The sequence below is a fragment of the Paenibacillus sp. FSL H3-0286 genome, assembly GCF_045040705.1.
Taxonomy (GTDB): domain Bacteria; phylum Bacillota; class Bacilli; order Paenibacillales; family Paenibacillaceae; genus Paenibacillus_AQ; species Paenibacillus_AQ odorifer.
The window spans coordinates 3,173,018-3,189,267 of the sequence record NZ_CP150285.1 but is presented as its reverse complement, the minus strand read 5'-3'; the positions used below and the strand labels follow the sequence as shown (position 1 = coordinate 3,189,267).

21 protein-coding genes are annotated in these 16,250 nt (G+C 44.1%); 5 read left to right on the top strand and 16 right to left on the bottom strand.

Annotated elements, in window-relative coordinates:
• Window positions 1-258: 258 nt before the first annotated feature.
• Together rpmF and MHB37_RS14355 are read right to left on the bottom strand one after the other, a co-directional pair.
• Window positions 259-432: a 50S ribosomal protein L32 gene (gene rpmF, locus MHB37_RS14360; RefSeq protein ID WP_019911234.1), complete on the bottom strand. Its 174-nt coding sequence runs from the start codon at window positions 430-432 to the stop codon at window positions 259-261.
• Window positions 433-501: 69 nt separating this feature from the next.
• Window positions 502-1,014 (bottom strand): DUF177 domain-containing protein, encoded by a 513-nt coding sequence (locus MHB37_RS14355; RefSeq protein WP_036686482.1) that lies wholly within the window; start codon window positions 1,012-1,014, stop codon window positions 502-504.
• Between the two features lie 209 nt (window positions 1,015-1,223).
• Here MHB37_RS14355 and MHB37_RS14350 point away from each other — a divergent pair, with 209 nt between their 5' ends.
• Complete coding sequence (locus MHB37_RS14350; protein ID WP_076308082.1) at window positions 1,224-2,462, top strand: nucleotidyltransferase; 1,239 nt, start codon at window positions 1,224-1,226, stop codon at window positions 2,460-2,462.
• On the opposite strand, the gene MHB37_RS14345 is transcribed toward MHB37_RS14350, so the two are convergent.
• Window positions 2,452-3,489, bottom strand: a complete 1,038-nt coding sequence (locus MHB37_RS14345; RefSeq protein WP_076126114.1) for a SepM family pheromone-processing serine protease — start codon at window positions 3,487-3,489, stop codon at window positions 2,452-2,454. The two genes, MHB37_RS14350 and MHB37_RS14345, sit on opposite strands and share 11 nt — an antisense overlap.
• A gap of 152 nt (window positions 3,490-3,641) precedes the next feature.
• Between MHB37_RS14345 and MHB37_RS14340 the strand changes: the two genes are divergently transcribed.
• Window positions 3,642-4,868, top strand: a complete 1,227-nt coding sequence (locus MHB37_RS14340) for a nucleoside recognition domain-containing protein (RefSeq protein ID WP_405169522.1) — start codon at window positions 3,642-3,644, stop codon at window positions 4,866-4,868.
• Here MHB37_RS14340 and coaD read toward each other — a convergent pair.
• The 8 genes from coaD to MHB37_RS14300 all read right to left on the bottom strand — a co-directional run bounded on the left by coaD (window position 4,846) and on the right by MHB37_RS14300 (window position 10,973).
• Entirely contained in the window at window positions 4,846-5,358 is a 513-nt protein-coding gene (coaD, locus tag MHB37_RS14335; protein WP_076126111.1) for a pantetheine-phosphate adenylyltransferase, read from the bottom strand. The genes MHB37_RS14340 and coaD overlap by 23 nt on opposite strands.
• Window positions 5,342-5,950 (bottom strand): 16S rRNA (guanine(966)-N(2))-methyltransferase RsmD, encoded by a 609-nt coding sequence (rsmD, locus tag MHB37_RS14330; RefSeq protein WP_405169521.1) that lies wholly within the window; start codon window positions 5,948-5,950, stop codon window positions 5,342-5,344. The genes coaD and rsmD overlap by 17 nt, the downstream gene beginning before the upstream one ends.
• 362 nt (window positions 5,951-6,312) lie before the next feature.
• Window positions 6,313-7,269, bottom strand: a complete 957-nt coding sequence (locus tag MHB37_RS14325) for an alpha/beta hydrolase (protein ID WP_405169520.1) — start codon at window positions 7,267-7,269, stop codon at window positions 6,313-6,315.
• 228 nt (window positions 7,270-7,497) lie between these two features.
• A complete protein-coding gene (locus MHB37_RS14320; protein ID WP_081389784.1) occupies window positions 7,498-7,602 on the bottom strand; it encodes a sporulation protein YjcZ in 105 nt (34 codons plus the stop codon).
• A 122-nt stretch (window positions 7,603-7,724) separates the two neighbouring features.
• Window positions 7,725-8,147: a hypothetical protein gene (locus tag MHB37_RS14315; RefSeq protein ID WP_076183705.1), complete on the bottom strand. Its 423-nt coding sequence runs from the start codon at window positions 8,145-8,147 to the stop codon at window positions 7,725-7,727.
• 112 nt (window positions 8,148-8,259) lie between these two features.
• Entirely contained in the window at window positions 8,260-8,544 is a 285-nt protein-coding gene (locus MHB37_RS14310; protein WP_076101776.1) for a holin, read from the bottom strand.
• A 20-nt stretch (window positions 8,545-8,564) separates the two neighbouring features.
• Window positions 8,565-9,374 (bottom strand): glycoside hydrolase family 73 protein, encoded by an 810-nt coding sequence (locus MHB37_RS14305; protein WP_076280758.1) that lies wholly within the window; start codon window positions 9,372-9,374, stop codon window positions 8,565-8,567.
• A gap of 990 nt (window positions 9,375-10,364) precedes the next feature.
• Entirely contained in the window at window positions 10,365-10,973 is a 609-nt protein-coding gene (locus tag MHB37_RS14300) for a pentapeptide repeat-containing protein (RefSeq protein ID WP_076126101.1), read from the bottom strand.
• Between the two features lie 123 nt (window positions 10,974-11,096).
• On the opposite strand from MHB37_RS14300, the gene MHB37_RS14295 reads away from it, so the two are divergent.
• Window positions 11,097-11,477, top strand: coding sequence for a PilZ domain-containing protein (locus tag MHB37_RS14295; RefSeq protein ID WP_076126099.1), 381 nt, complete (start codon window positions 11,097-11,099; stop codon window positions 11,475-11,477).
• 114 nt (window positions 11,478-11,591) lie between these two features.
• Here MHB37_RS14295 and MHB37_RS14290 read toward each other — a convergent pair whose 3' ends face one another.
• Genes MHB37_RS14290 through MHB37_RS14270 form a run of 5 tightly spaced genes read right to left on the bottom strand, consistent with a single transcriptional unit; the run spans window position 11,592 to window position 15,101 of the window.
• Window positions 11,592-12,320, bottom strand: a complete 729-nt coding sequence (locus tag MHB37_RS14290) for a hypothetical protein (protein ID WP_340394167.1) — start codon at window positions 12,318-12,320, stop codon at window positions 11,592-11,594.
• The gene (locus tag MHB37_RS14285; RefSeq protein WP_076126093.1) at window positions 12,314-13,015 is read right to left on the bottom strand and encodes an ABC transporter ATP-binding protein; all 702 of its coding nucleotides are present in this window, start codon (window positions 13,013-13,015) and stop codon (window positions 12,314-12,316) included. The genes MHB37_RS14290 and MHB37_RS14285 overlap by 7 nt, the downstream gene beginning before the upstream one ends.
• Window positions 13,016-13,028: 13 nt before the next feature.
• Window positions 13,029-13,403, bottom strand: a complete 375-nt coding sequence (locus MHB37_RS14280; protein WP_076101764.1) for a GntR family transcriptional regulator — start codon at window positions 13,401-13,403, stop codon at window positions 13,029-13,031.
• A gap of 2 nt (window positions 13,404-13,405) precedes the next feature.
• The gene (locus MHB37_RS14275; RefSeq protein ID WP_339173799.1) at window positions 13,406-14,152 is read right to left on the bottom strand and encodes an ABC transporter permease; all 747 of its coding nucleotides are present in this window, start codon (window positions 14,150-14,152) and stop codon (window positions 13,406-13,408) included.
• Entirely contained in the window at window positions 14,145-15,101 is a 957-nt protein-coding gene (locus MHB37_RS14270; RefSeq protein ID WP_081383247.1) for an ABC transporter ATP-binding protein, read from the bottom strand. Before MHB37_RS14270 ends, MHB37_RS14275 begins: the two co-directional genes overlap by 8 nt.
• Before the next feature lie 195 nt (window positions 15,102-15,296).
• Here MHB37_RS14270 and MHB37_RS14265 point away from each other — a divergent pair, with 195 nt between their 5' ends.
• Both MHB37_RS14265 and MHB37_RS14260 read left to right on the top strand, forming a co-directional pair.
• A complete protein-coding gene (locus MHB37_RS14265) occupies window positions 15,297-15,668 on the top strand; it encodes a hypothetical protein (protein ID WP_076126089.1) in 372 nt (123 codons plus the stop codon).
• Window positions 15,669-15,819: 151 nt separating this feature from the next.
• The gene (locus MHB37_RS14260; protein WP_076126088.1) at window positions 15,820-16,191 is read left to right on the top strand and encodes a hypothetical protein; all 372 of its coding nucleotides are present in this window, start codon (window positions 15,820-15,822) and stop codon (window positions 16,189-16,191) included.
• The last annotated feature ends 59 nt before the right edge of the window (window positions 16,192-16,250 follow it).

The window sequence follows — 16,250 nt, the reverse complement described above, 5'->3', positions numbered from 1 at the left end:
AGTATAGGTGCATAACTTATACTTCCTTATATTTTAAAGAAAGCATCCGGCCGCTTGAATGGCCGCTGTTATATTAGGTCAAACAATCATAAATATTTTTTAGAACCAGGTACTAATATGTAGTATAAAGCATGCCGCACCAAAAATAAAGCATTGACTTCTGAGCGGAACATAAAGTATAGGTGCATACCCTATCTTTATTAGATTTGGACAAAAAAATAGTACCTCACCGAAGTGAAGTACTACTTATTTTTGAAACTATTGTTTGATGATTTCTCTTGCTTTGTAAGTTCCGCAAACTTTGCATACGTGGTGAGCTAGTTTCAACTCTCCGCATTGTTCACATTTCACCATGCCCGGCACAACCAACTTAAAGTGGGTGCGACGTTTGTCACGGCGTGTTTTAGACGTTCTGCGTTGTGGTACTGCCATGTGTTCCACCTCCTCGTGATATTTCTGTCAGCCTGCTCCTCAGAGCAGGATGTGTTTTGTTGTAATGTTTCATTTGAAAAAGTCTTTCAACCCAGCGAGTCGAGGATCGATCACTGTGTTGTCGCAACTGCAGGTGCCTTCGTTCAAGTTCTGTCCGCATTTCTGACAAAGACCAAGACAGTCTGCCTTGCACAATACCGAATCCGGTAAGTGCAGTACGAAATTTTCTTCCACATACGGGATAAGATCCACAACCTCATCCTTGACGTAAATGAGATCCTCATCTTCGTCATCATCTGGAAGAACTGGCTGCTTAAGCCACTTGAAAGTCTCAGCAAAAGGAATGTTCAAATCACTTTTGACCTCCGTGAGACAACGTGAACATAACATGTCCACATCTCCACTCAGTTTTCCCACCACGTTCACACAATCGGTTCCCGCGGGCAGCGCTTTAAGGTCTACTGAGAGCGGAGCAACAGTTAGAATATCCTTGCGCCCTTTGACTACCTCGCTGACATCCACAACATCGTGAATATGTAACGGCTCGTCGGCATTCGCTAATTTGCGAAAGTGAATCTGCATACTTATCACTCCCAAACAAACAAAATTTATTATACCTAGTATTCTATACCTTTGTCAACCATTTTCCCTTTATATTGTTTCAGAAAATGCGGTGAATTATGATATAACTATTAGTGTAAATCAAAAGATCAGCTTGTGCTAACAGTATCTCTAGAAATCTACCCTACTAAACTCAATAAATATACCTTACTTATCGGAGGGAAGCCACAGTGACAACGGTTGGAATCATCGCAGAATACAATCCCTTACATAACGGACACGTGCATCACTTCACGGAAGCCAAAAGACTTTCCGGCGCAGAGCGCACCATCGTCGTCATGAGTGGTCCCTTTACCCAGCGCGGCGAGCCGGCGGCGGTAAGCAAGCAAGCCCGGACAGAGATGGCGCTGCATATGGGCGCCGACCTCGTCATTGAGCTGCCGGTGGCTTATGCCGTCCAGCCAGCCGAGTGGTTCGCATTCGGAGCAGTTGCACTGCTGGAAGCGACCGGGGTCGTGGACAGCTTGTGCTTCGGCTCCGAAGCCGGCACTTTGGGCTCGCTGCTCCCGCTGGCCAGATATCTGGCTGAGGAAAGCAGCGAGCTTCAGAGCGAGATCCGCCGCCGCATGGCACTCGGTGCGAGCTTCCCCGCCGCGTACAGCGCAGCGGCGGCGGTGGCCTTTGAAGGGACTCTCCCGGAAACGGAGAGTCCCGGAGATGCAGGCGAGCTGCTGCGCCAGCCGAATAACAGCCTTGGACTGCATTATCTTATCGCCTTGCAGCGGCTGCACAGCAAGATAATGCCACTAACCGTTCCGCGCACAGCAGCAGGCTTCCATGACCCATTACAAGCCGACTCTTCTATTGCAAGTGCGACGGCCATCCGCAAGCTGCTGCAAGAAGGCGGATCTCCCGCTGCTTATATGCCGGATTATAGCGTGTCCATTTTGGAAAGAGAGCATGCAGCCGGAAGGGGCCCTCTGAGCTTGGAGAGCTTCAGTATCCCGCTCCGCCATCTGCTGACCACCCATACTGCTGCCGAGTTACACGCGATCCATGATATGAATGAAGGCTTGGAGAACCGAATACTGCGGCTTTTGCCTGAGTTGGAGCAATTCTCTGTTTCAGGCCTGCTTCACGCCCTTAAGAGCAAGCGCTACACGCATACACGGTTACAGCGTCTGCTGCTACATGTTCTGTTAAATCATTCTAAAAAAGAAATGACCCCTTCCATACTAGCAGAGGGGCCCGGATATATTCGTATTCTTGGTTTTAGAGAAAGCGGACGAGCACTGCTTAAAGAAATGAAACAAAAAACTACGTTGCCCATCGTCATGCGCCCGTCCCTTTGTTCCCATCCGCAGCTTGAGCGAGATCTTCAAGCCGCTTCCGCTTTCGCGGGAGCTTTTAAGGAACCCCGCAGAAATGATATGTACCGCGATTATTTGGAACCTCCGGTCATGGTTTGACCGGCAGTTCCACCATATACTTCAGCGCCTCATCCAGCGTAGATACAGGCACCAGCTTCATAGATGTGCCGATTTTATCAGCTTTTGCTTTGGCTTCGTCATAATTCTTAACAGGCACGAAAAAAATCTCCGCCCCTTCTCGGTCCGCAGCCACGATCTTGTGTTTCACTCCACCGATAGCACCAACTACACCCTCAGCGTTAATCGTACCCGTCCCTGCAACCCTATGGCCCTTAGTTAAATCTCCAGAAGTAAGGCGATTGTAAATTTCCATAGTGAACATTAGCCCTGCCGAAGGTCCGCCAACATTTGTATCTACAAAGCTGACAGCTTTCCCTGCTTCTTTTGGTTTTACTTTTTGAACGGCGGCAATAGTGACTCCAAAACCAGGTCGAACGGCAGCTCCCTCTTTATCCTTTATTTCAACCAACGTCACTTGTTCTTGTACTTCCTTGCCATTTCTTTGCAAAACAACAGCGACTTGATCTCCGATTTTTTTAGAGGAGAGCAGTTTAGACAGTGCTTCAGGATCGGGCACTTTTTGTCCCTCTACACTAATGATTTTGTCACCCGGCAGAAATTGTCCTTTATTACTTTCTACAGGAACCGAAAAGACGTAGAGATAATCCACTACATCCTCATATGGAATTCCCGCTGCATGATAAGCGGCCTGAACAGAATAAGACTGTGAGCTATTCATATAATAAACCTGCTCTGCAGCATATTCGTCTTCTGATTTATCCCCTAGCCGGGTTTCTTTTCGCACAACCTCTGAATTGGAATTAAAAGCAGAGGCGACCAATAAGGCCACATTAGCATAACTAGCAGACACCGTAGTCATCATAAACGTTCCTTCTTCAGCCGGATCGGCATTCTCTACCTTAATCATAGGGGCAACCTCAGATGCACTGCCTGGCTGATATACGATGTACGGGGTGTTCATAAAGACAAATACATACACGATTACTACAAACGTAAACAGATAAGCTGTGGCGCGGAAACCCGGCCGATGCTTCAGTTGCTTCACTGCTCTTCCCTTCTTTCCCGCGGCACTTTTAGGATATGAATGATTGAACTTCATTACCGCTTCGACTAGTGGTTTGGCATGATGGTTGTCTACTCTGCATAAATTGATAACACATCGTCCATGCCTTAAGTTATGAAGAGGTGATCTGAGAAATGAAAAATATTCAAATACGCCGACTAGCTACACGCTCCACACCATTTATACCCGGGATTATGGCAATCCTGACAGCCATTGCAATTATTATCTCACCGGAGAGCTCCTTTGAGGCTTCACTCCAAGGATTGAAGCTTTGGTGGACACTCGTATTCCCTGCCCTGCTCCCCTTCCTGATGCTGTCAGAGATGCTTACCGCCTCGGGTTTCGTGCATGGTTTTGGAGTGCTTCTGGAGCCATTGATGAAAAAGGTCTTTCGTCTGCCCGGTGCCAGCGGCTGGACCTTGGCACTCGGAATCACAGCCGGATTTCCCGGTGGAGCTGGAGGGGTCATGCAGCTACACAAGCAGAACAGCATTTCTGACAAGGAAGCCGCCCGACTTGCCGCACTTACACACTTCGCCAGCCCGGTAACCATGCTTATAGTAATTGGCATAGCTTTTCTACACAGTACTTCAGCAGGTTATTTCCTGCTGGCCATCCACTGGATCTCTGGACTTCTAGCCAGCTACACCGATGCTCTATTAAAGGGGCGGTCAGCGAACACGAAACCAGTTGATAAGATCCCCACAGACACCAAACAGCCTTCTTTATATAGTCGCGTTCAGCTTGCAGCAACAGATGCCAGAGCAAAAGACGGACGCAGCTTCGGCAAGCTTCTCGGCGAGTCCGTCGCTAATGCCGTGCAAAGTCTGATGGTCGTGGGCGGTTACATGATTATGTTCGCTGTAGTCATCAATATCATCACTACTGTACTTCCCGCATTGCCAGCTGCTCTGCCAGCAAGCTTGCTGGAAATTCATTTAGGCGCCGACGCGATCAGCAAAGGGCTAGCAAGCATAGGAACAGGTCCTTCTAGTATGCTTGGGATAGCTTTACTGTCTGCTGCACTGGGCTGGAGCGGACTCTGTGCGCAACTACAGGTGCTGACCATGCTCAAACAAGCCAGAGTCAGATTTCTACCCTACGCTACGGTTCGTCTGATGCATGGATTTTATGCTTTTCTGTTAACTTTATTGCTCTGGAAACCATTGTTGGCTATCCGTAAAGCTGCTTTACCAGCACTTGCAGACTCACGCCCGACTCCAACCGGCACCATTAATGTAACGGACATATGGAGCTCTTTTCCACAGTTGCTAAGTCTGCAAGCCCTTCTGCTCATCATCCTGTTGGGATTATCTGCTGGAACTTATCTGATAAGTACTATTCGCCATCGGCTCGGTTAAATTTACGCTTCATCGCTTGTTCAACCTCAGGCGTCACAAAATCAGTCACATTCCCGCCGAAGTGGGCGATTTCTTTAACAACACTGGAACTTAAGTAGGAATATTTCGGATTAGTCATCATAAAAATCGTTTCTGCATCGGGATCCAGGCTATGGTTGATCGATGCGTTTTGCAGTTCATATTCAAAGTCAGTAACGGTACGGATACCCCGAACAATGACTTGAGCATCTTTTTGACGAACATAATTCACTAACAGGTCACGGAAGCTGTCAATTTCCACATTGGGAATATCAGCGGTCGCCTGTCTTAATAGCTCTGTCCGTTCATCAACAGTAAACAGCGGGTTTTTACTCAAATTATTAAGCACCGTTACAATCAAACGGTCGAATTGCTTGGATGCGCGCCGAATAATATCCATATGTCCCATAGTCACGGGATCAAAGGTACCTGGATAAATGGCAACACGTTCTTTTCTAATTTGCTGACTCATTCTCTACCTCCTCACCAGCTTCACTTTCCTCTGCAGGATTAGCTTCATACTGGTAAATAGAAATTGTCGTTTCTCCGTATACGGCCTGACGCAGCCTATAAAATCCTGGAATGTCTTCAGGATAGGCATAACTTGATTCATGCTCCAGAACAATAATTGCGTCCTCTTGCAGCATTCCTTTTTCGACCATCATAAACATAAGCTCATCCCCGTGCTTCAAGCGATAGGGAGGATCCAAAAAGACCAAATCAAAAATTTTCCCCCGCTTCTCCAACGCACTTAGCGCTCTCCCAGCTTCATTACGGTACACCTGCGCTTGTTCTTCCAGCTTAGTAGCCTTCAGATTGGCGCGGATCGTGTCGATACTTTTAGGATCCATATCAACAAATACGCCGCTTTCCATGCCTCTGCTTAAAGCTTCGATCCCCAAACCGCCAGTACCGGCGAATAAATCCAGCACCGCTCCACCTTCGAAATATGGGCCTACCATGCTAAATACAGCTTCCTTCACCTTATCGGTCGTAGGCCTTGTCCCACTTCCCGGAACACTCTTCAGTGGCCTTCCTTTTGCACTTCCCGATACCACTCTCACTGTTATTCACCCGCTCTATATCTCTGTTTGTTATGCCCAAAAAGGCATAAGTCCACGCCTATCGTAACACATTTGCGCGATGAAATAAAAAATTTGTCTAGATATGAAATAAGAAGGCGAAACAGCTTATTCAGAGAAATAAGTCATCTTAATGTATAAGATTGGACTTCCAGGGACATCATGTAATTATCGACACCACAAATGTCGTAGACAACCGCGGAGCAGGCTTACGTTTCCCCATAAGCTCTTCGTCCGGTTTCTCCTCTCCCATGAAAGGGGCCCTAGAGATAGGGCCCCGAATTTATGTTTAACGGTATTATAAGCACGAAAAGACTACCTTTCGGCAGCCTTTTCAGCAACAACTATTTCACAAATCTTCCGATAAACTCAGAAACTACGCTCTCATACTTAACCGGATCCATGCGGAAAGCTTCTCCGTGACCCGCATTAGGAACGATGTAAAGCTCCTTCTCGACCGGACTATTATCATATACCGTATGAACCATTTCCGTAGGAACAAAAGTATCATTATCGCCATGAATAAACAGGGTTGGCGTTTTAGATTTCTTCACCTGTTCTAAGGCTGAGGCTTCACCAAAGGAGTAACCTGCCCGAATCTTTGTTAGCATACTGGTCGTATCTACAATTGGAAAGGCGGGGAGATGGTACATTCTTTTTAATTGAAAGGTAAGCTCGTCCTTCACTGAGGTATAACCGCAATCTTCCACAATTGCTTTAACATTAGCTGGTAAATCCTCACCGCTTGTCATCATTACGGTAGCTCCCCCCATGGAAACACCGTGCAGTATAATCTGTGTATCCTCACCGTTTGCTTTCAGAACGTTCTGTATCCACTTCAAGTAATCCTTACGTTCTGGCCATCCAAATCCGATATAGTCACCCTCACTTTCTCCATGTCCTCTGGCATCCGGCAGCAAAATATTATATCCAAGTCTCTCATAATACATTCTGGCATACCCGCTCATTTGAGTTGCATTTCCAGCATACCCATGAGCAATAATCACTGTCTTATCGGAATGTTCAGGAGCAGCTAAATAGTATGCTTTAAGCTCTATTCCGTCATCAGAATTCATCTCCCATCTATCAAAGCTCTGGGTATCCCACCACTCTTGGTCTGCCTTCGAGGTATCTTTAGATTGTTCTACCTCTGGACTGGACTGCAGGTCAGGGCTTTCATTCAAGAAGTCCTTTGAAGCACGTGCAATAGCAACATGATAGAAATAAAAGCTTCCCACAGTTACAACAATGATTAAAAGTACAATAACAGAAGAAATTCCGATCATCATTTTTTTCTTCAAACTAGCTCTCTCCTAAATAAAATTTAACAGTATTAATCTATGTTATCAGATTAAGATAACATGTATATTTGAATATTCAAAATCATAGTATTGTAAACTCATGTTATTCACTACGTGATTAGTATTCTTTTAACTTAATATTTTATATAGCCTTAATGGACAAAATACCTACAAAAAAAAGCCCCAAGTCGGCAAAATGCCAACATGGAGCTCTGCTATTTTGGTGAATTAGAATATGCATGCGCTTGTAATAATTACTAATAAGATGAACAAAACTAAGATTGCGCCTGTAGAAGTAAAAGCACCACCAACATGACCAAATTCAGCACCCATGAGAAGACCTCCTCCGTATTTAGAATACATCATAAGATATGTAGATAACCCCTTAGAAGATTGGGCGTACGGTTAAAAAAAAAGACCCCACTGGGTTACCAGCGAGGTTTAGGGCTATACAATTAATCAGAAACTAAAATACCATCAAAGCTTTCTGGGCCCACACGTACTGTACCGAGAAGATTAGAAGAAACAAATGCTGTATAAGTGAGCTGAGGAGTAATCGCGGGTAAGAAGTCATCTGCCGAAAAAGTTATTACTTGTGGAGCCAATATACTAAGACCAAAAGTTGAAGTAGCAGAATACACTTTTGGATCAGTAGCCAAGGTTCCTCTTACAATCGTAATTGTGATACCCACTAACGCTAGCGGAAGTGTCACTGATATCGTTCCTTTAAGGAGAACACGTGGATTGGTAGTCACTCCAGCCGTTAACAACCCAATCTGTCCAAAAAGCTGCGGCGTGTTAAGTACCGTAATAGGAATCGCTATAGAGTTGGCTAGGCTGGCATTTTGAGATGTTCTTGCATCAAGGTAAGTTCCCATCGTTGCACCCCCTTTATAAATTGGCATACCATAATATATTAGTGTTCTCGACTGAATGCATAGCCACATTACCAGTGTAAAACGATTGTTTTATAAAACTCATAGGCAAGATCTATTTATCATCTTTTTTCGTCCCATCCCTTTTATTAAAAGCCAGTTCAAACAAACCGGTCGCTGATAGCCCCGCAAGCCCCCCCGCCCAGAGTCGCAGAATCAGATTCATATCAGTGAACGGATAGGCAACTGCTCCAACCAGCAAGCCAATAGCCAACCCCACTACTGGCACAATGTTCCGCGGAAGTTCAATGCTATTCTTCACAAGTTGTACAAGTGCCATTACAAAAACAGCTAGGACTGAAGCAAAGGCAAGCACACTGTTGAGAGCATCGTTATACATGTTTTTTAATCCTCCTTATTTCATTTTTTACTTCCTGTTACAAGTAAACCTGCACGGTTCAGCACCGTTAATATGCGATAGAAATCGTAACTGCCACCCGATGGAGTATCGAGAAGTCCTGCCGCAGTCGCTGCTTTCACAGCCGCCTCAGCCCATGCAGGGACATTCATGACTGCCCGATTTTCAATGAATGTCACCCGATCCGTAAGCTTATTAATCGACTGCCCCTGTTCTTGCACACCTGTTTTCAGCGTATCCCTGCTATCTGTAAGAGCTGCTATAAGAGCACGCAGTTCCTTTACTTCCGATTCTAGACTAACAAGCTTTTGCTTATCCTCTGCTGACATCTCATCATCTCCTCCCATGGATTTGTCGTCATATTGATACAGATTATAGGTATTCATAATTTGAATCAGCTTAGCTGCATAGTTCGGATCAGTAGCGTAACCAGCTGCGGCAATCTCTTGTGCGGCCACCTTGCCACTCGCACCGAGAACCTTGCTGTAAAGGTTGCGATTCCATGAGACTCCATTCACAATCAAGTCGGAATGATCCGCGATAGATTCTCCCCAGTTGTTATAGGCTCGAAAAGGGGCATTCACTTTAACAGCTTTACCGTTAATATATTCGGTAGTTTGTACAGTAATGCTGCCAGCAGGTCCACTTCCTTTGATCCCAAACAAATTATTCGCTTTCACAGTCAATCCACTGCTGCCCCAGCCTGACTCCAGAGCCGCTTGAGCAATGGTTAACGAAGCAGGAACCTTAGTGAGCTGCATGTCCTTTACAGCAAAATTCGCAATCTTCGCTATAAACTCGCCTTCTGTCATCTCATCACATCCTCTCCGTTTATTAAATGCGAGGCATCATAAAATGACTGTGCTTATCCCCTTCTAACATTGTGTTTTTACTAGATTCGAATCCAACTCGGCAACAAAAAAAAGCCATCCCATTACCCATGAAATGACTGCTGGAGTAGCCTCAATGATCTGAACATCTAACTTCCTAATTACATCTCATTCGCTTACGAATCATCTATCGGACTCAGCTGACCTTATACGCAGCGTTAGCTCACTTTTTGGATATTAACGGACACCACAGCCGCAATTGGCACCAAAAACACTCAATAACAGGCTCTTCATATAGAATAATGTCTCTGAGGTCCGAAAGCACGCTCAAAAGGTTAAAAATATGCTAATAACGTCATCCGGGTCCTTAAGCTTCAGTGGACTGAATATGACTCGGCGGTGTAAAAGCAGCCAAACAACGATCCAAAAAAAAGGAGTAGTAGTTCTCCTATTATTAGAGAACTACTACTCCTTTGTCTTTCATGACATCGACCACTGCTATCCACTATGACGTGGAGCGTCTATGTAAAATGGAGGGGTGCACTTCTCGGTAGCTCAAGCGGTGCCTTAGGTCCTGCATAATGCATCCTCAACCCCTTTCACCCGGACAATATGTAATTATTAGTAAATCTAGCTTGTGAATCCCGTAGAATTAGCGTAATATATAGTAATAATTTACTATATAGGAGGGTCTAACAGACTATGCCTTCATATTATTTTAAAGAAGTATGGACACCCTTACGCTGGGTAGGTATAAAGTTTTTTCGTGATGATGATGGATTCTTATGGATTAAATGGTGGGCAAAACCCAGAAAAAGGTTACGTTAACGCATACTATTACATATGCCATAATACATAGGTTCAGCAGTTAGAATACTCATAATAATCTGCGCTGCCACCCCCTCCGCTTCAAGCATTGATTTGCTAGCGGAGGTCTTTATGATCCACGCTAGCAACTGATGCGTCCGTTTACTAATTCCCTACTTTTGCCCCAAATGAACGTGCCAAGAGTACCGCCTGTTCAATATCCATCCGCACTCCCTGCAGATCCAGACTCTTTAAATCAATTCCTTCAACAATCGCTTCCCGCATATCCGCTCCCTTAAGTTTGCATTGAGACAATTGTACACGGCTCAAATCCGCTCCTCGTAAGTCACTTTTTTGCAAATTACAGCCCATTAAGTCCGCTTCTGTAAATCGAATCCCTCGCAGATCCTGTCTGCTTAGATTAGTATGTCTTAGGTTCGTGTACGACCAGTCCCCTCCGAGTAGGGAGATTCCGTCCAAATATGCATTTGAGAAATCCGATCCAACCATCTTGCAATCTTCGAATTTAGATACAAACAGGTTCGCTCCCGTAAATTTACAATTGGTAAAAGCTGAACCTTTATGGTGAGACGCATTAAGCATGGCTCCAGTAAAATCACAATCAATAAATCGGCAGCCAATAGAGTTCATCTCTTCCATAGAAGTGCCTTTGAAGGAGCATTGCTCGAATGTACAGTTATTTAACTCACCATCCTGCAAGCTTCCTTGATCAAAATTGTGATTACGGAACGTTTCATTAAGGTATTGGTACATATAAATCTCATCACCTTCGTTAGTATTAAAAAAATTAATTCTTAATTAAAAATAGCACTTTAGTAGATTGTTCTCAACATTCCCTTTCGATATAATAGCAAATAAACAATGGGGAGGAAAATTATGGATGTGTCCAGCAGGAAAGAACCATTCCGTTATGTTATGAACCATCCGCTTGAATGCTGGATTGAAGTTCCGCTTAACAATTCCGGTCCAGGTGCTGGAAAGTTAACAGAGGCTGTATTACTCGATCTTAGCCGTTCGGGTTGTAAGGTACGTACTCCTTTGAATCTTCGATTCACTGCAAGAGATACTAGGCTTATTATTCATCTTCAATTAAATGAAGAGAAGCTTCAGCTCTTATGCAGCGTCCGGTGGGGTTGGATGTTTGGGCTTGGCCAATATCAATATGGAGTTAAATTCCGCTTGGACGAAAATGAGGAAGAACGCCTAATAAGAGAGCTTGAAACATGGACCGCCACCCTTCGGGTTGAAGGTCTGTAGAACTTACCCTAACAGATGCCCTTCACTTAGAAGGACGTCTTTTTTTTGCACAAAAACGAAGCCAAAGCTAAATCACTCTGCCTCCGTTCAAAAAACTATTCCGCCAAGTTGTGGCTAAACGTCCACTCTTTTATTAACGAGCTTGATGATGACCGCTATAAGAAGAACTGCTATCACCGCTTCAAACAGAAGAGGAGCTAGATTCAAATGACCCTGTATAAGCTGTATCCCATTTGCGGTATCCGTCTCATCTATGACCTCGAACTGGAATACACTTTCCCAAGCAGTGAAGTTACTTTTGAAAATAAAATACTCCAAATAGAATATTCCATTCTGTAACAAATACGCAGTGGCCAGCCCAATCCATACTCGCCCCTTAAATTTCACACTTCGTGCAACCGTAATGGAGACCATCAAGGTAAGCATGATATAACCGGTAAACCAATACGCCTGCAAGAGAACTAACAATCCCACTTTCCAGAAATTCTCCGGAAGAAATGAGGAGGGATACATTGAAAGATACACACCAAAATGGATCAAAGCTATTAAAATAATACCCAGCATTAGAGCTAAATAGAGCACTAACGGAGAAAGGACTGTGTTCAAAGTTCTTACGGGCACTAGGCGACGATTATAGGAATTTATATTGTTAAAAAAGGTTTTTGCTGCCATGACAAGAAAGATCAGTCCTGCAATAACATAAGCTATTCCGTTCAAAGTAAACCGTTCATAGTCATGCAGTTTGGTAAATCCTAACCCAATCTGTGCCAGAATTATGATTACAAAAACTGCAAGAAACTTATCCCTATCCCGTCTAAAATCATACTTCACTAGCTTTAGCATTCTGCGTACACCTCTCTGAACAGTTCGTCAATACTTTTGCCATGGCGTAGCCGAATATCCTCCACCGCAGTATGCATCAGAATTTCTCCTTCTTTTATAAAAATCACATCATCAAAGATCCGCTCAATATCCGATACTAAATGGGTTGATAAGAGAATGGTACTGTCCTCTTCATAAAACTCTACTAACGCGTTAAGAATTTTTGTTCTAGCTACCGGATCTACACCACCAATGGGTTCATCCAGCAAATAAAGGCTAGCTCGGCGTGATAGGGCAAGTGTAAGCTGTAAACGTTCGTTCATCCCTTTGGACAGGTCCTTTACCTTATCTTGCGCTCTTAGTTTCATAAACTCCAACATTCGCGAGGCTTTAGTCTGATCAAAATCCGGATAGAAGTCAGTTTGGAATTTCAGAGCATCAGAAACACTCATCCAGGATTCTGTAAGCGGCTTATCAGGCATAAACGACACCACCGCTTTACTTTCTGTTCCTACAGAACCCCCAATGACGGATACACGACCAGAGGTAGGTTGTGTCAGTCCAGCGATGATTTTCATAAGTGTACTTTTGCCGCTGCCGTTACTGCCCAGCAGTCCTGTGATCTTACCCGCACTCAGATTAAAAGATACCTTGTGGAGGGCATGCTTGGATCTATATTTTTTTGTAACTTCATGAACCTCAAGTATATTTCCCAACTTGTTTATCCCCCTATTCTTTATCCTTGTTACGGATATTCTCCGCAACCGCCGCTAAAATATCTTCGCCTTGAAAGCCAAGATCCTGCATACCACGAATGAAACGATCTAGCACATCTTTGGCCATTTCTTTTTTGATGGTCAGGATAGTACCTTCATTACTTGTGACGTATCTTCCCATTCCACGCCGGGTTTCCACGATTTCTTCACGCTCCAGTTCCTGAAAAGTTCTTTGCACCGTATTCGGATTAATCTGCAGTTCACTGGCAAGTTCTCGTACTGAGAGTATTTTATCTCCCGGTTTCAGCTTGCCTGTGACGATTTCACCTTTGATGTAATTCATGATCTGTATATAAATCGGCAGGTTGTTATCGAATTCGATTGTCATGATTAAGCAACATCCCTTCGTCTAAAGACGGAGAAACCTACGAGAAGAAAGACAGCTGTGTATAAGACAAGCATCACGATAGAAAAGGTCAGTGTCATTCCAGGCATAGGTGCTCCTCCACCTTCATAAGCAGATAAATTTAAGTTTGGAAACAGAACATATTTGTAAAAATCACGAGAAATAATCAATTTGTCTATCATTAGCGCAAACATAGTAGCCCCAATCGTTACTCCCGTTGAAGTGGTCAATATCCCCAGCATAAAAGCAAGTGTTCCATACACAACCGTACTAACGAGATTATACAATAGGTTTGTAAGCATCTCACTCATACCCGCTTCTCCACCACTTAGTCCAAACCACAAAGCCCCTGTTCCAAAAACGGCTATACCTCCGATGACAGTCAAAGTCAAAGCATACAACAGTACAACCACATATTTGGATGCGAGGATTGCTGTACGGCTTCTGGCGCGGATAAGCAGGAACTTAATGGTTCCTTGACTATACTCTTTTGAGACAATACCTGCTGTTCCGATGATCGCAAGAATTGTAATCACTTGCCCAATCCCTTGAGAAAGCAGCATCATAGCTGAAAAATCATAAGCTGATTCAAACAGGTCAGGTGAGACAGAATGAACTATATAACCTAACAGCAGGGATAATAGAATTAATATCAGATATGGCATAAAAAATGTGCGTTTTTTTGAGAGCTTGAGCCATTCATTCACAATCAGATTATTAAAGTTACGCAATGCGGTTTCCTCCTGTCCATTTCAAGAAATCTTCCTCAAGACTTTGTTTATTCTCCGTAATCCGAAAAATCCCCACACCTTCATCACTAAAAGTAGATACAAGCTCCGGTACTCTGCTATCAAGCAGACTTACTGTCACTTCAGATCGCGCGCTATCCATAGAGATCAATTCCGCATAATCCAAGCGCTCCAAGATATTTATAGCGGATTCGATTGATCCTACACGGATGGTGAGCTTCACTTGTGCGGTTGCTTCCTGCTCCTCACCAATCGTAGTTACGGTCACCAGCTTACCATTCTGGATCACAATAGCCCGATGGCATATTTGTTCAATTTCAGTAAGTAAATGGCTGGAAATCAGAATAGAAATGCCTTCCACTTCGGCGATGGTACGCATATAATCACGCATTTCCCGTATTCCGGCCGGATCAAGTCCGTTCGTAGGCTCATCTAAAATCAATAACTTCGGCCGATTGAGAAGCGCCTGAGCAATCCCAAGACGTTGGCGCATCCCCAGCGAATAAGCCTTTACTTTTTTATTCATCGCTTCTTGAAGTCCTACCAGTTCTACAACCTCATCTATTCTGCCAGCCTCAATGTTATCCGTCATTCTTTGATACTGCTTCAGATTATCAAGTCCAGTCATATAGGGATAAAACTCTGGATTTTCAATTATCGCACCGATATGGCCAATCGCCTGCTTAAAATCCTTTTTTACACTGTGGCCTTGGATAATCACATCGCCTTCGCTCATCCTTATTAAACCCGTCATCATTCGAATCGTTGTGGTCTTTCCTGCACCGTTTGGACCTAGCAATCCAACAATTTCACCCTTACGGATATCAAATGTCAGCTTATCCACAATTGGTCTTCCTTTGATGATCTTACTTACCTCATTCATTTGCAGAACGATTGAATCTTGCATTTCTACACCACTCCCCTGTTTCATGCGAATCCTCCCTGCCAACTAATGTATTGTTCATTTTTTATATTGTGTCAGTGTCTTACTTAAATAGTACACTAATATATTGTTGGAGTAAAGCCCAAAATAATAAATTCATGCAAATAAGGGCTTTCTATTAGACTATCAGCCAAGCCAAAAAGTTATATGAACATAGATTAGATAACAAAGGAGGAATTACAAATGAAAAAAGAAGTTCACATTTCTCAGACTTTCCCTCGCTTGACCGTGTACGATGAAGAAAACTTCAATGGACGCCGTAGAGTATATACTGGCAACCTGGGTATTCGTAATACGGACAACATCCTCGATGGTATTGAGAGCCTTCGGTTCTTCTCTACTAGCAGCAATGCTACACTGGTACTCTTCACAAGAACCCGGTTTAGAGGAAATTTCCGTGTTCTTCGCGGGAACCGCAACATTAGGGATCTGGATGATTTCATTTCAGGTAATGACGTGGAATCCATTATTTCTACTAACCAACGCTTAACCCTCGAACAAATCCGTAATATCCGCAGCAGCGGTAACTTGCCTTCGGGATATCGTTTGATCTAGGAACTGCTTACAACAACAAAAAGGAGTAATCCGGAGCCTAGCGCCCAGGTCACTCCTTTTTCCAGTCGAAACTACCGCATTCATTTATGGTAAATCTGGCGGCGAGTTGTCGAAAACGACAGTTCGTCAATCGAACTTGGAGGGATTAACCATGATTACAAAAAAAGTAACATCTGTAATATATCCTAGGCTAAGAGTGTTTAGTGAGGAGAACTTTCGGGGGCTTCGCAGAACTCTTCGCGGCAACCTGGGCATTGCAGATATAGATTCAGTCCTTACAGGAATAGAAAGCTTGCGCTTCTTCTCCACAAATCCGAACGCTACGCTTGTGTTATTCGATCGTTCTGCCTTCCGCGATAATTTCGTCATTTTGCGTGGTAACCGCAGCATCCGCGAACTGGACGACTTTCTGCGAAGAGGAGATGTCGAATCGCTCATTTCAAGCAATCAACGGCTGACCCCGGCGCAGGTTCGCACCATTCAACGTACCGGCAGCTTGCCATCAGGATATCGTTTGATCTAATTCAATGAGGACGCAGTTTAAGCCATAAGCTTAAGGTGCGCCCTCTTTTATTTTCCGCT